Annotated in this window: 12 protein-coding genes; 10 read left to right on the top strand and 2 right to left on the bottom strand. The window is 41.7% G+C overall.

From position 1 onward, the window contains the following. Positions 1-466: 466 nt before the first annotated feature. Both BDE36_RS16925 and BDE36_RS16930 read left to right on the top strand, forming a co-directional pair. On the top strand, positions 467-871 hold the full coding sequence (locus tag BDE36_RS16925; protein ID WP_141814246.1) for a hypothetical protein: 405 nt from the start codon (positions 467-469) through the stop codon (positions 869-871). After that, complete coding sequence (locus BDE36_RS16930) at positions 868-1,797, top strand: IS3 family transposase (RefSeq protein WP_141814245.1); 930 nt, start codon at positions 868-870, stop codon at positions 1,795-1,797. The genes BDE36_RS16925 and BDE36_RS16930 overlap by 4 nt, the downstream gene beginning before the upstream one ends. Before the next feature lie 302 nt (positions 1,798-2,099). Here the strand turns inward: BDE36_RS16930 and BDE36_RS16935 are convergent, their stop codons facing one another. Continuing rightward, complete coding sequence (locus tag BDE36_RS16935) at positions 2,100-4,640, bottom strand: AAA family ATPase (RefSeq protein ID WP_141815801.1); 2,541 nt, start codon at positions 4,638-4,640, stop codon at positions 2,100-2,102. 256 nt (positions 4,641-4,896) lie between these two features. Beyond that, entirely contained in the window at positions 4,897-5,214 is a 318-nt protein-coding gene (locus tag BDE36_RS16940; RefSeq protein ID WP_202618235.1) for a type I restriction endonuclease subunit R, EcoR124 family, read from the bottom strand. Between the two features lie 220 nt (positions 5,215-5,434). Between BDE36_RS16940 and istA the strand changes: the two genes are divergently transcribed. The 8 genes from istA (at position 5,435) to BDE36_RS16980 (ending at position 14,967) form a co-directional block, all read left to right on the top strand. Further along, complete coding sequence (gene istA / locus BDE36_RS16945) at positions 5,435-6,991, top strand: IS21 family transposase (protein ID WP_141813393.1); 1,557 nt, start codon at positions 5,435-5,437, stop codon at positions 6,989-6,991. Between the two features lies 1 nt (position 6,992). Beyond that, on the top strand, positions 6,993-7,709 hold the full coding sequence (istB, locus tag BDE36_RS16950; RefSeq protein WP_141813394.1) for an IS21-like element helper ATPase IstB: 717 nt from the start codon (positions 6,993-6,995) through the stop codon (positions 7,707-7,709). A gap of 51 nt (positions 7,710-7,760) precedes the next feature. Beyond that, positions 7,761-8,240, top strand: coding sequence for a DUF3347 domain-containing protein (locus BDE36_RS16955; RefSeq protein ID WP_141815803.1), 480 nt, complete (start codon positions 7,761-7,763; stop codon positions 8,238-8,240). 5 nt (positions 8,241-8,245) lie between these two features. Then, complete coding sequence (locus BDE36_RS16960; protein ID WP_141815804.1) at positions 8,246-8,710, top strand: heme-binding domain-containing protein; 465 nt, start codon at positions 8,246-8,248, stop codon at positions 8,708-8,710. Positions 8,711-8,922: 212 nt separating this feature from the next. Beyond that, complete coding sequence (locus tag BDE36_RS16965) at positions 8,923-11,400, top strand: multicopper oxidase domain-containing protein (protein WP_141815805.1); 2,478 nt, start codon at positions 8,923-8,925, stop codon at positions 11,398-11,400. 18 nt (positions 11,401-11,418) lie between these two features. Then, positions 11,419-11,889, top strand: a complete 471-nt coding sequence (locus BDE36_RS16970) for a DUF305 domain-containing protein (protein ID WP_141815806.1) — start codon at positions 11,419-11,421, stop codon at positions 11,887-11,889. A gap of 30 nt (positions 11,890-11,919) precedes the next feature. Continuing rightward, positions 11,920-14,436, top strand: a complete 2,517-nt coding sequence (locus BDE36_RS16975) for a heavy metal translocating P-type ATPase (protein WP_141815807.1) — start codon at positions 11,920-11,922, stop codon at positions 14,434-14,436. Positions 14,437-14,472: 36 nt separating this feature from the next. Next, positions 14,473-14,967, top strand: coding sequence for a DUF305 domain-containing protein (locus BDE36_RS16980; RefSeq protein ID WP_202618225.1), 495 nt, complete (start codon positions 14,473-14,475; stop codon positions 14,965-14,967). Positions 14,968-14,979 lie beyond the last annotated feature (12 nt).

Below are 14,979 nucleotides of genomic sequence, written 5' to 3' on the forward strand. Positions count from 1 at the left end.
CCAAAGTAGCAATTGAAAAGAGATAATCCTTGTAAGAAGCTGAAAAACAGTTGAAATTGCCAGGAACGATTATCACTCAAAAGATGACATCACTACTCTTTAAGTATTACCTAATAAAAAGATTAGTCTCTGGTATACTCGTCTAAAATATAATGAGGGAATAAGAAAAAAGAAGGAGGTTGTTTACCGAAAAAACGGTATGTTTTAATCGCAAAACAAAAACATCCAACCTGCAGAGCAAAAACAAAAAGAAGTGATGGAAATCCTTTCCATCATCATGGCCTCAGGCTCTTCCATGTTTTAACATAAAGTTATGGAAATGATCTATATGAATCACACAATTAAATTATTAGTATTTAATCCCTTATTTGTCCCTTTATATAGGTAGCTAATTGAAAAACATAGAAATAATATTTAGCAAGAGAATGTCTTGTCCTGAAATAGCTTTACATTAAATGTAAAGTAAATGGAAAAAAAACAGAGAAAGCGAACGGTAAAACCGCTCAAAAAGATCGGCAGATCTTATCCCGAAGAAGTCAAAAGAAAAGTTGTTGGAGAAATACAATCCGGTTTCCACAGCCATCGTACGGCAGCTAAGCTTTACGGTATGAGTCGGAATACTGTAAACGATTGGGTTGTTCAGTATTCTTTACTTAACTTGGATTCACTGAACTCACAAGAGGAATTTATGACAAAATCTACTGAAAGTTCAACCATTCGTCATCTTCACAGACAAGTTATCGAGTTACAGAAGGCTTTGGAAAAGTCTCAGTTAAAGGTGGATTCTTTGGAAACAATGATTAAGGTAAGCGAAGAGGAGCTGAAGATCAAGATCCGAAAAAAGCCTGGTGCCAAACAGTCAAGAGAATGAGGCAGAAACATCCCCATGTAGGCCTTGGGGAGCTCTGTGTACTGTTTGGCGTTACAAGACAAGCTTATTATGACGCATTCCACCATGCTGAGAAAACGTCGATTGCTAACATGATTGTTCTGACGTTGGTAAAGGAAATTCGGAGCGTGATGCCATTGCTGGGTACACGAAAGCTCCTGTACTTGCTGGAACCACAATTGAAGGAACATGGAATCAAAATTGGCCGCGATCAATTATTCGACCTGCTTCGATTTCACGGGCTAATGATCCGGCGTCGTAAGCGTATAGTTCGTACTACTGATTCTAATCATATCTTCAAGCGATATCCAAACCTGATAAAGGAACTTGTTATCACCGGACGAGAGCAGCTTTGGGTAAGCGATATCACCTATATCAGGACGATTCAAGGCTTCAGTTATCTAAGTCTGATTACCGATGCATATTCCCATAAGATCGTAGGTTATGCATTGCACCCGACGTTAGAAGCGACAGGTTGCTTGAAAGCTTTGGAAATGGCCATATCGACCTGGAAACATGAATCGCCATTTTATCTTATCCATCATTCCGACCGCGGAATTCAGTATTGCTGTGCAGAATACACCGAAACGCTTCAACGTTTCGGTGTAGCTATAAGCATGACACAAAGCGGTAGTCCTTACGATAATGCTTTGGCCGAGCGGGTAAACGGAATCTTAAAGAATGAATTCTTTCCAAAACGGATTTATCAAAATCATAAGGATGCACAGAAGCATGTATCCAGGATTATTGCTATCTATAACGAAAGCCGCCCCCACGGGAGTATAGATTATTTAAGCCCAGCGAAGGTTCATGAGAGTTTATCGGGTCCGATTCGCAAGCGTTGGAAACAATATAGAAGATATAGGAAGACAATTCCGGACGAAAATGAATTTGAACATTCAGAATAAAAATGAAACTCCGTATCCTTGTAAGGATATCTTAGGACTACCAGGAAATACCTGCAAAGTTTTTATAGGATTAATGGTCAAAACTGTAAAGTTTTTTCAGGACGAGACACATAGAACGGGAAAGAAGGTATTACAGAATAAATGAGCAGGAATTTGCAAACTTTCTCATCAGAAAAGAGGAGCGCAACAAACTGCTGTGCCAATATGAAGGTTTAGTAAGAGAAGCCTGGAGGGCCTACCCACTTTCAAGTTTTCCCAAGGTGCTGCCCAAGTGCCAATCCGCGGGATTTAATACTCTTATATCACTTGAATGTCTTGTTAAAATTCTCTAATTGCAGTAGATCCTGTTCGGCTTTTGCTGTATCCGGAATGGTTGGATTTAGGTTAGCCGCTGCGTCATGCACCCAACTGGAACTTTCGGTCATGCCCGATTCCACCTCTGCCAATATGGAAGGCGTGATATTGATCTTTTTTAGTCTTTGAGTAGAAACTCCGGGTGAAAATCGCTCAACAACACCATTTAACACCTTCTCTTCAACCATTCTTTCCCAAGTTTCCCTTAGTAGCATATACCAATTTTTTATAGACATCAGATATTTATCACTGTCTGCCGATGTATCAATCTTCTTAATACCAACCAACATGTTCCTCAAGAAACCCAGACGCTGTTTTACGCCAGTTGCCGGCCAGGGAATGTCTTTAAAGATGACGCCAGTTGCATCGGCATGTCTGCGGATAGATACTAGAGTGCAATCGAGGCCGGCTTCTTCTGCACGCGTTTTCATACGTAAATAAAATGCAATGTCGTGTGTAAAAATTACTACCTGGTTTGTGGCAGAAAACTCTACAAGGCGTCTGGCGATCCGCTCCTTTCTTTCATGATCGAGCGATGACACAGGATCGTCGAAAACTACACCCGTATTGTTAGGATTCATTTGCACTTCGGTTAAAAAATCGGCAATACAAATGGCGCGTTGCTCACCCTCGCTGAGGATCTGATTGGCGACGTACCCACTAACCTGTAATTTACGGAGCGTTTGTCCCTTCGCATTTCGCTGTTGAATATTGACGACGTTCGGCGCTTTCAACTTTTCGCATTCTTCATTAAACAAGTCCGTATATCTTGAGGTGATATATTTAGTAAATAACTCGCCTTGTTTGGTGGTCAGCGCGTTGGTTCTTAATATGGATAATACAGCATCGGCTTTATCCGCCCACGCATGTCGTTTAATATATTTCTCAACCTGATCCAATACTCTTGAAAGTAGGTTTTTATCATTTAACAGTATAATTTCATTGTTATAGCTTTCTAGCTCCGCGCTAGTATCTTTGGTCAGCAAGTCATCGATTTTAATCGTAATATCTTTCAGTAACTGGTCAAAATCAGCCGAGTCAACAGTAAGGGACATATAAGCTGCATTCACGTTTTTTGTTTCCAGCATTTGCAAAAGCTCTTGCTTAATCGAGGTTAGATCTTTCAGATTCTTTTGCCAAGTGGCGGCAAGTTCAGGTTTATTCTCTTTGATGTAAGCAAATACAGTGCTAGTCTCGTCAAATGCCGGAAACTGGACCGTTTTGAGTTTATCGATAGCAGCATTTATTTCGTCATTTGACTTTTTAAAATTCTCTTCGGCCACACTCCGTAAGAAATTCCAATAAGTAGCTATCAGCTTTGCTTCCGGTTCACCAAGTGGGCGAAGGCAGAGCAGGCAATTGTCACCTAACTCTTGTTTGGCCTGTACTGAATATACCTGCGCTGCGGTCAGAAAGGCTTTCCACTCCTTGCTGCCCAAAGCTACGATCTCATATTGTTCAAAAGATGTAAGGCCTTCCGCTTGGGAGATAGCCAAATAACCTTGGTTTTCTGTTAGTAGTTGCCGGTAACTATCATATGTAGCTTTATTTAGTGCAGAGATGATGTTTTCAAGCATTGCTACCAGTTCCTTAAAACGACCATTGAGCAACTGAAGATCGGCTATTCGTTTGGCAATGTTTAGACTTTGTAAAGCAACTTTTTCCGCGTTCAGTCTCTCCAGTTTTTTAATCTCTTCATCTCCGAAAATACCTAGCTCTTTAAATTCTTCCGGTTTTGATCTTCCGCTTAAGCCGGCTATCTTTTCTTTGATTACATTTTCATTAATGAATAACGACAGTAAAGTGTTGGCAGGTCTGTTTTTCGCGGTATCTGCGCTAAGAGTATCCTTTAGGTATCCATAAACTTCCAGTAATTGATCAAAAAACTGAAACCCGGAAGGGGTAAAACTGAGCTTATTATCCTGTTCGAGCTGTGCTTTCAGGCAATGCGTATCAAATATTGAAAACTGAGTAAATTCAACCTTGTCTTTGTCATCAGGATATTTCAATTCGACGGTCGATGCCGCGTCCGTGAACATAAACTTTCCCGTAGCCGACGCAGGTTTACCACCGTAAATATTATGGATGATGTGTTTATCGCCTCTCGAATTGAAAGCGTTGTTTAGTAGACGGATATAGCCTGACTTCCCCGAACCATTATTCCCATAAACAATCGTCAAGCCAGGGCCAATCGGTAATTGTTGTCCGGTCGCCAACGCGTTTACATTTTCTACATCTTTTATACCAGATAATAACTTTGGCGTACTTGCCGCTACCATCGGGATTGTAGGCGTTGTGAAAACCACCGCTTCACGGGCGACCGCAGGCTGGGATTTTAAATCGTTATCCTCCAGAAACAAACTATAGATGTCAGACTTTAAAGTATCAGTAAGCTGGGTACCATCCAGTAAAAGACTGCCAGCGTATTGTAACCAATAGGGTTGGAGCTTTAACCATGTGATGATCTCACTTTTAAGCAATTGGGACATAAATGAAGAGGTTATAATCTTATATCAAATGTAATCACGATGAATATTCTTTAAAGAAAAATATTTATTTAAGCCAAATCAGCAATTAAATCGGCATGCCCTTCAGTGAGTGCGTAACAGGCACTGGATTCGCTGTTTAAATTCAACGTTATCACCGGCTCTCCCGCTCCTATCTGATAAGGAACAGGACACCCAATGCTATTTATATGTTTATAGATATTAACCCCGTACCAGTTTATAGTATCCCAAAGCATTGTTACGCCACCATCCCCTTCTCAAACACGTGTACATACTCTTTCATTTTAGCAATGATCCTCTCTCCTATTTCCCGGGCCTTTAAAATACTGGGCCGGTTGCCTAAGCATCGTAATACGTCGTCGCGTAATGGATCTAAGCCACTAAAAATATAGGCCTCGATGAGGGCTTTAAACTGTTCCTGGTCGAGGTGTTCTTCTTCGCAGAGTTTTGCTAAGGCCAGAACCTCTTGCTCCTGCCAGTATTTTTCGAACTCATCGTCGATATTATCGGCATCGTCTATCCGGGTGGATATTCCGGAGCATGTTGACCCCTCCAAAGCGGTTAGGATAGCGGATAGCGATGCTGCTTAAATCAACAGAAACGCCTGCCATTCCGGCGGATACTGACCCCCTCTGAGAGATAGGCGCAATGCGTACCGGAGCATGTTGCCCCCCTGATATTGACTTAAAGGGGATACCGTACCGGAGCATACTGACCCCTCTAATTCTGGTTTTGGTTATACTTAGTGATCAATTTATTACAAAAGAAGATCACTGATGGCCGGAAAACCAAGACCCATGAGTCAGATAAAACAACTATTACGCTTACACACCCAGGGCTATTCTATTAAGGCCATCGCACGAACGCTGAACATCAGCAAGAACACGGTGAAGTCTTATCTTGCCAAGCTTCAGTCTGCTGCCCTGGACCCACAGGAACTGCTTCAGTTGGAGGATCCTGTCCTGGAAACCCGGTTCCATTCCGGTAATCCTGCTTATAAGGATCCACGTTATATTCATTTCAAAGGAAAACTGGAATATCTCTCCAAAGAGCTTAAAAAAATAGGGATGACTAAAAAACTGCTGTGGGATGAATACATTCTGGGTTTTCCCCAGGGGTATGCCTACTCCCAGTTCTGCTTTCATCTGCATCAGCAGCTTGTTGCCCGTAAGCCGACCTCTGTATTAAGCCATGAGCCTGCCGATAAGCTGTTCGTCGACTTCGCCGGCAAACAGATCAGTTATACAGACCGCCAGACCGGGGAAATTATCAGTTGCCAGTTGTTTGTAGCCTGTCTTCCTTTTTCTGATTATGCTTTTGCTATGGCTGTACCCTCTCAGCGAATCGGTGACTTTCTGTATGCCCTTTCCTGCTGCCTGAAAGAATTGGGCGGGGTACCCCGGGTACTGGTACCCGATAACCTTAAGTCTGCTATCGTCAAGGCAGACCGGTATGAGCCGGAGGTCAACCGGAGCCTGGAAGACTTTGCCAATCATTATCAGATGTCGGTCGTGCCTGCAAGACCGGGCCGTCCCCGCGATAAAAGTCTGGTTGAGAACCAGGTAAAGCTGCTCTATACCAGAGTGTATGCCCGGCTGCGCAACCGGCAGTTCTTCGATCTGGCTTCTCTAAATCAGGCCATCAGCGAAAAAGTACGCGAGCATAACCAGACCCGCATGCAGCGTAAGGACTACTGCAGGGAAGAACGCTTCCTGGCCGCTGAAAAGCCGTTACTCTCTGAGCTGCCCCAGCAGGACTTTGAACTAAAACACTATTGTGAACCCAAGGTAGCCAGTAACGGGCATGTCAGTGTTCAGAAACACTTTTACAGTGTTCCCTACACGCTGATTGGTTCCAAAGTAAAGGTGATCTATACCCGCAGTATGGTCTCTATCTATGCTGAAGGGAAACAGGTGGCTGTCCATATCAGAAGCTACAGCGGGGGATATACTTCGGTAAAGGAACATCTGAGTTCTGCTAATCAGGCCTGGCTGAACCGCAGTCCGGAATATTACCTGGAGCGGGCCCGTTATAAGTCGGAAGATCTCTACCGCCTCCTTGAGATCATCTTTCAGCAGGACCGTTATCCAGAGCAGTTGTACCGCACCTGCGACGGCCTGTTCCGTTTACACCGGAATACCGAGGCAGAAAAGTTCACCCGTGTTTGCCGGATCGCTGTGCAGCACCGGATCTGCTCCTATAAGGCCATCCAGAAAATACTGGAGAACAACATGACGCTCTATCTGCAGGAGGAGAGCATTGAACATCCGCTTCCTGCCCATAACAATATCAGAGGAAAAGAATACTATATACAATCCACTATTCACTTTTAATATGCAAATCGAAACACAACTCAAAGAGCTGCGCCTGCATGGAATGTGCCGCAGTTGGCAGGTACTGCTGGAGACCCGCCGCCATCACGAACTGAACCTCTCAGAGGGCCTACAATTGCTGCTGCAGGCCGAACAGGAACAGCGCAGCGGAAAACGCTTTGACCGTCTGCTTAAAAATGCCGGCTTCCGCTACCGGGCTTCTGTGGAAGAACTGAACATGGATGCCTCCAGGGGGATTGACCGTTCACTCATTACGGACCTTGCCATGGGAACTTATCTCTCCAGTGGAGATGCCGTTCTGATCAGCGGGGCCTCAGGTGCCGGTAAAAGCTTTCTGGCTTCTGCCCTGGGGCACCAGGCTTGTGCACAGGGATATAAAGTGGCTTATTATAACCTGCAGAAGTTACTGCTGCGCACGAAGATGAGCCGGATTGATGGGAGCATCTATAAGTTTATGGAAAAGCTTTCGCGCACGGAACTGCTCATTCTGGACGACTTCGGACTCACTCACCTGGAACAGCAGCAACGCATGGATCTGATGGAAATCATAGAAGACCGTCATGGCCGCAAATCTACTATCATCGCCAGCCAGCTGCCGGTGGCAAGCTGGTATGATGTGATCGGTGAAGAAACGATTGCTGATGCCATACTCGACCGGCTGGTACATACCGCTTACAGAATTGAACTTAAAGGTGAAAGTCTAAGAAAAAAAAGGTAAAATTGTCAGGCCTTCAGAATCTATGGGCCAAAACCAAATTAGGGGGTCAGTATGCCCGGTACGGGGTCAGCATCTCCGGAATCTCCAACTACTTCTGATAACGCAATCAGCGGCCTCCTTACGAACTATATTGAAATAAAAAACGCACTAGTGGCAGATAATGATAAAGAAGCCGCTAGCGCAGGCAATGCAATGGCCAATACATTTGATAATTTGGATAGGGCTTCTCTAACACCTGAGCAAGCTAAAGTTTATAACGACATTGTTGAGGACGCAAGAGAACATGCAGAGCATATCGGCGCTAACGCCGGAAATATCGAACATCAAAGAGAACATTTTGAAACCCTGAGCCAGGAGATGTATGATCTGGTAAAAAGTGTTGGTGCAAATCAAAAACTATATTTCACTAATTGCCCGATGTATAATAATAACAAAGGAGGAAACTGGCTTAGTGAGACGAAAGAAGTCCAAAATCCATATTTCGGACAGAAAATGGCCAAATGTGGCTCGGTGAAAGAAGAGCTAAATTAATATCCATGAGCAGGAAGAAGATCATATTGTTTGCTCTGCTAATTGCTTTTATTGCCATACAATTTGTACGGCCTGCCCGAAATTACAGCGGACAGGCCTCTTTAGACAATATTGGCAGGGTTTTTACGGTGCCTAAAAAAGTAGATGCTATTTTAAAGTCATCTTGTTATGATTGTCATAGTAATAATACTCGTTACCCCTGGTATGCTGAGATACAACCCTCGGGTTGGTGGTTGGCTTATCATATAAAAAAAGGGAAATCGGAACTTAATTTCGATGAATTTGGGGCATATTCAAGACGAAGACAGAATAGCAAAATGAAATCTATTGAAAATAGCATCAAGGATGGAACCATGCCATTGCCTTCTTATCTATGGATCCATAAAAATGCAAAACTTACAAAAGAGGATAAAAGCTTATTACTGAATTGGGTTAAAAAAACAAGAGACAGTCTTTCACTAAAACATTAAACGATGAAGAGAATACTAATTTTAGAGCCTATAAAATCCAATTCCAGCAATATCTCTTCGGTAATAGTGCACTACGATTTATACATAACCGATACTACCTTAACATACAGCAAAAAATCAAAAAGAGCTGTTGCGATCAACGGTCAAATCCTTGAGCCTATAGTAACATTTAACCAGACACATCAGACTTACCTTAATTTAATTTTGGATCAATGAATACCTATCAAATTTATTTCCTAACGAAAAAGTTATTTGTCCTGCTCTTTATCGCAGTTGTTAGCCAATCAGCTTTCGCACAGAAAAATATAAAAAGCTATACCGCTACCCCCGATGATCATCTCATTCGCCCTGGGAAAAGAGTGGTTTATGATTTATATATCACAGATACCATAGTGAACTTTACTGGCAAATCAGTGAAAGCTCAGGCGATCAACGGCCAAATCCCTGGTCCAACGATTCGCTTCACAGAAGGTGATACCGCAGTTATTCACGTCCACAATAAAATGAAGGATGAAACCTCTATGCACTGGCATGGCATCTTGCTACCCAATAAATTCGACGGTGTACCTTATTTAGAAACTGCGCCAATAATGCCGGGTCAGACCCATGATTTCATATTTCCTTTACGCCAAACTGGTACCTATTGGTATCATTCGCATACCAAATTGCAAGAACAGTCCGGATTATTTGGTTCTATCGTAATCGAATCTCAAGATAAGGGCAATAAAATAGATCAGTATCCTGATAAAGTCTTAATGCTTTCCGACTGGACCAACCAAAACCCTAAAAATGTGCTGCGCCTTTTAAAGCGTGGCAGTGATTATTTCCCAATCAAAAAAGGAGCAGTACAAAGTTATGGGGAAGCTATATCAAAAGGTTACGGAAGTGATAAATTGATGATGGAATGGATGCGGATGCCCGCAATGGACATCAGCGATATCAAGTATGATAAGTTTTTTATCAACGGAAAAGAAAATGTTGATCAGCAAGAATACAAGGCTGGCGAAACAGTAAGGTTAAGAATTATTGATGGTTCGGCCTCTACCTATTTCTGGGTACAGTTTGCTGGTGGACAGATGACAGTAGTGGCTGCCGATGGATTGGAGGTACAGCCTATAAAAGTTGATAAGCTTTTGCTGGGCGTGGCAGAAACTTATGATGTGCTGATCACTATCCCTAAAGATGGTAAATACGAGCTTAGAGCCACACCGCATGATGTATCCGGACAGGTGTCTACTTTCTTTGGAACTGGCACATTGCATAAAGCTCCAGATATTCCTAAGCTGAATTATTTCAGGATTATGCACAGTATGAGCCAGATGATGATGGGAATGAAAGGGATGCAGATGAGTGCCGTAAAAAACAGCAAACTGAAGAAAGCCGGAATGCTGAAAGAAACGCCTAACGGCATGGAAGGTAAAATGGGTGCGTCTGCGATGAAGATGGATATGGGAATGGGAATGGGAATGGGAGAAATGAAGATGGACGGCATGCAAGGAATGGATATGAATTCAGATTCTGTCAAGATGAAACATTCGGGTCACGATAGAACCATGAAGATGGACGACAGCATGAAAAAAATGGACATGAACTCAGATTCTGAAAAAATGACGGGAATTGATATGGGCGGTATGGATATGATGGGGATGAAAGATGATGGAAGAGGTATTAAAATGACCGTTCCCGGATCAATGATGAACAGCTTGGGCGGAGAAGGTAAAATCCTGACCTATGATATGTTAAGGGCAAAAGCCTCTACAGAAATAGATTCCAAACAGCCATTGAGGACTTTCCAGTTATACTTAACAGGTTCTATGTTAAGGTATGTATGGTCTATCAATAACAAAACCCTTTCAGAACAGGATGTTTTATCTATCAAAAAAGGTGAAAAAGTCAGGTTTGTGATGCACAATAACACCATGATGGAGCATCCAATGCATCTACATGGACACTTTTTTAGGGTTATAAATGCGCAGGGAGAATATTCGCCATTGAAACATACGGTAAGTGTGGAGCCTATGAAAACGGTTACCATAGAGTTTGATGCCAACGAAGAAAAAGACTGGTTTTTCCACTGCCATATTCTTTATCACATGAATGCTGGGATGGCAAGGATAGTAAGATATCAAAATTCACCTATAACACCGGAAGTTGCCCAATATCGTGGTAACAATCCTATTCTGAGGGAATCAAACCATCCTTTCTTTTGGGCAAGTATTGCTATTCAGTCACAGGCTAACTATGGAATGTTCAACGTTTCGAACGTTAGGTATAGTTTTAATTCTGACTGGCGTTTCAGTTATGATGGAAGGTACGAGGTTACGCCAAGGTTAGAACGCTACTTGGATAACCGCTTTTATCTATCAGGTTATATCGGTGCTGAATTTAAAAATGACACTAAAGGTGGCGCTTTTCTAATAAATGACGAACAAAATGCCTTTGTAGGTTTAAGGTATCTATTGCCCCTATTCATTCAAACCGATGTGAGGATCAGTCAAAACGGAAAAGCCAGGTTTGAAATTGGGCGTTCGGACATCCCGATCTCTAACAGAATACGTTTAGGGGGTAGCTGGAATACAGATAAAGAATATCGTATCAGCACAACTTACATACTTGGGAAAAATTTAGGTCTATCCGGAAATTATGATAGTGATTACGGATGGGGCGCAGGGTTAAGAATTATGTATTAAAAATTAAATTTTAAAAAAATGGAAAGTCAAAAATCAGAAAATGAAATGATGAGTTATAGGAAATTTGCACTAACAATGGGTATCTCCTTTATGGTGATGTATTTTATCATGTTCATAAACATTGTGGATATTGATCACTTTTATATAAGCCTTACCCGTATTTACATGGCTTTATTAATGGTAAGTCCAATGGCCATCATCATGCTATTGATGATGGGTAAAATGTATCCAAATAAGAAGATGAATAAAGCCATCATTATAGGAAGTATAGCAGTTTTTGGTTTGGTGCTTACTGCATTAAGAACGCAAACTCCTGTTGGTGATGAGCAATATATGAAAGCAATGATTCCCCACCATTCCTCAGCCATCATGACCAGCCAAAACGCCAATATTAAAGATCCGGAGGTAAGGAAATTGGCAGATGAAATTATTGAAGCTCAAAAGAGGGAGATTGCGGAGATGAAAGCCATATTGGCCAGGATGAAATAAATTATTCCACTTAAATCTTTTACCAATATCATGGAGCATACTTATAAAATAGAAGGAATGAGCTGTAATGGCTGTCGTTCAAAAGTAGAGGAAGCACTTAATTCAATTAAGGGTGCTTCTGCAAAAGTTTCTTTAGAACCTCCTGTAGCCACCATTAACATGGCGAAGCATATTGCTCTAGAAGAATTGCAAAAGGTTCTTAGTAGTGCTGGAGATTATCATATTAAAGTTTTAGATAAAAACGATCAGAAAAACCACCATCAGTATATTACGGGTGAAAAGCTTTTCACAAAAAATAAAGCCGTTGGAAAAGATAGAAACGGTGCTTTTTACTGCCCGATGCATTGTGAGGGAGATAAAACTTATGATGCATCAGGTAATTGCCCTGTTTGTGGGATGGATTTAGTGCAAGCACCCTCCTTAAAAAAAGAAGCCTCCTATACCTGCCCTATGCATCCACAAATCATCAGGAACGAACCTGGAGCCTGCCCCATTTGCGGGATGGATTTGGCACCCATGGAACCAGATTTGGATGAAGAGGATAAGACTTATGTCAACCTATTAAAAAAATTAAAAATTGCTTCAGCTTTCACTATTCCTATTTTTTTGATTGCTATGTCAGAAATGATTCCAAATAATCCGATTTATAAATTGATGGATTTGAAATACTGGAATTGGGTTCAGCTTGCACTCTCCATACCTGTTGTGTTTTACGCAACTTGGATGTTTTTTGAAAGAGCATGGAGATCCATCATCAGTTGGAAATTGAATATGTTTACACTGATAGGTATAGGGGCTGGCGTGGCATGGCTTTTTAGTTTAGTTGCACTGTTATTTTCTGATGTTTTCCCTGATCAGTTTAAAACCCATTCAGGTACAGTATATGTTTATTTTGAGGCTGCAACTGTAATCCTAACACTCGTCTTATTGGGGCAGGCACTAGAAGCAAGGGCACATGGACAAACAAATAGCGCCATCAAAGAATTATTAAAGCTGGCACCCAATAACGCTACAAAAATCGTGGGAGAAAAGGAATTGCTAGTAAGTATTGATGACATCCAAAAGGGAGACCTGCTACGCGTGAAACCCGGTGAAAAAGTACCTGTTGATGGAAGTATTAAGGTTGGGGAGATAACGATTGATGAATCCATGATCTCAGGTGAACCAATCCCGGTTGATAAGAGACCGGGGGACAAGGTAAGTTCAGGCACCATAAACGGGAACAAGACTTTTACAATGCTTGCAGAAAAAGTGGGCTCGGAAACTTTACTATCCCAGATCATTGAAATGGTCAATTCAGCAAGCCGTTCAAAAGCTACTATTCAAAAGCTGGCTGATAAAATCTCTCGATATTTTGTACCGATAGTGGTGTTGATAGCTATCATTACCTATATCGTCTGGGCAATCTATGGCCCCGAACCTGCCTATGTTTATGCATTTGTAAATGCTATAGCAGTATTAATTATTGCCTGCCCTTGTGCGCTGGGATTGGCAACTCCTATGTCAGTAATGGTTGGTGTAGGGAAAGGCGCAAAGCTGGGAGTGCTAATAAAGAATGCAGAATCATTAGAAAAAATGAACACCATCGATGTGATGGTTATTGATAAGACCGGAACGGTTACCGAAGGCAAACCATCTGTAGAAAAAATCGTTAGCACAAATCCGGATTTTACGGAGAACGACGTTCTGCAACGAATCATATCTCTTAATAGCAGTAGCGAACATCCGTTGGCACAGGCTACACTGCGCTATGGAAAGGAAAACAACGTTGAAATTAAACCTATTTCAAAGTTTGAAGCAATTACCGGCAAAGGGGTTATTGGGATGCTGGAAGGCAAAAAACTGGCTTTAGGAAATAATAAATTGATGGAACAAGTGAAAGCGAAAGTTTCGTCTGAATTAAATGAGCAGGTCAAAACAGAGCAGAAACAAGGTAAAACTGTTTCCTATTTCGCAGTTGAAAACACAGCCGTTGGTTTTGTAGTCATTTCGGATATGATTAAAGAATCGAGTAAAGATGCCATCCGCAAATTACAGAAAGAGGGTTTGAAAGTGATGATGTTTACTGGGGATAATGAAGATACTGCAAGAGCGGTGAGTGAAGCGTTAAACCTCGATGGATATAAAGCCCAAATGTTACCTGAGAATAAATTAGATGAAATCAAGCGTTTACAAGGAGAAGGAAAAAAAGTAGCGATGGCGGGCGATGGAATTAATGATGCCCCGGCATTGTCGCAGGCAGATATTGGTATTGCTATGGGTACCGGAACGGATGTAGCCATCGAAAGCGCCGCAATTACCCTGGTAAAAGGCGACCTGAATGGGATTGCTAAAGCCAGGCAGTTAAGCCACAAAGTAATGCGAAACATAAAAGAAAATCTATTTTTTGCCTTGGGTTATAACGTTTTGGGAATACCTATTGCAGCAGGGGTTTTATATCCGCTTTTCGGCATTTTACTTTCTCCAATGATTGCGGCGCTGGCCATGAGTTTTAGCTCGGTATCCGTTATTCTGAACTCATTACGGCTGAGAAGCGCAAAACTATAACATATAGCGAATTAAGTGCAAACAAAAAAATAAATCATGAAAAACGATAATCAAAAAATTTCACACCAAGCAATGGGACATGAGGGCAATCCATATAAAAAGTTGTTGGTCATGTTGGTGCTGTCTTTTATTTCCATGTATATTCTAATGTATGCAATGGTAAACAGCCTGGAAAATGTGTATCCGAATATTAACCAGTTTTATATGGCCTCTTTGATGACCATGCCGATGATCATCATTGAACTGGCTTTAATGGGTAAAATGTACATGAATAAAAGATTGAATACTGTTATTATTTCTCTAAGCTCAGTAGCACTAATAGCATTTTTCTTACTGATCCAGTATCAAACTGCTGTTTCAGATAAGCAATTTTTGAAAGGAATGATCCCGCACCATGCCGCAGCGATTCTAATGAGCGAGCAATCAAAATCACAAGACCCGGAAATAAATAAATTACAGGAGCAAATTATATCAAGCCAGCGGGAAGAAATAAAAGTGATGAAAGCAAAATTAAAAGAATTAGAAAAGTAACCAAATCGTAAT

The organism is Arcticibacter tournemirensis, assembly GCF_006716645.1.
Taxonomy (GTDB): Bacteria; Bacteroidota; Bacteroidia; order Sphingobacteriales; family Sphingobacteriaceae; genus Arcticibacter; species Arcticibacter tournemirensis.

What these genes read in the sequence shown, in the direction of transcription:
- BDE36_RS16925 (WP_141814246.1), top strand. Translation starts at nt 467, where the DNA reads ATGGAAAAAAAACAGAGAAAGCGAACGGTAAAACCGCTCAAAAAGATC.
- BDE36_RS16930 (WP_141814245.1), top strand. Translation starts at nt 868, where the DNA reads ATGAGGCAGAAACATCCCCATGTAGGCCTTGGGGAGCTCTGTGTACTG.
- BDE36_RS16935 (WP_141815801.1), bottom strand. Translation starts at nt 4,640, where the DNA reads ATGTCCCAATTGCTTAAAAGTGAGATCATCACATGGTTAAAGCTCCAA.
- istA (WP_141813393.1), top strand. Translation starts at nt 5,435, where the DNA reads ATGGCCGGAAAACCAAGACCCATGAGTCAGATAAAACAACTATTACGC.
- istB (WP_141813394.1), top strand. Translation starts at nt 6,993, where the DNA reads ATGCAAATCGAAACACAACTCAAAGAGCTGCGCCTGCATGGAATGTGC.
- BDE36_RS16955 (WP_141815803.1), top strand. Translation starts at nt 7,761, where the DNA reads ATGCCCGGTACGGGGTCAGCATCTCCGGAATCTCCAACTACTTCTGAT.
- BDE36_RS16960 (WP_141815804.1), top strand. Translation starts at nt 8,246, where the DNA reads ATGAGCAGGAAGAAGATCATATTGTTTGCTCTGCTAATTGCTTTTATT.
- BDE36_RS16965 (WP_141815805.1), top strand. Translation starts at nt 8,923, where the DNA reads ATGAATACCTATCAAATTTATTTCCTAACGAAAAAGTTATTTGTCCTG.
- BDE36_RS16970 (WP_141815806.1), top strand. Translation starts at nt 11,419, where the DNA reads ATGGAAAGTCAAAAATCAGAAAATGAAATGATGAGTTATAGGAAATTT.
- BDE36_RS16975 (WP_141815807.1), top strand. Translation starts at nt 11,920, where the DNA reads ATGGAGCATACTTATAAAATAGAAGGAATGAGCTGTAATGGCTGTCGT.
- BDE36_RS16980 (WP_202618225.1), top strand. Translation starts at nt 14,473, where the DNA reads ATGAAAAACGATAATCAAAAAATTTCACACCAAGCAATGGGACATGAG.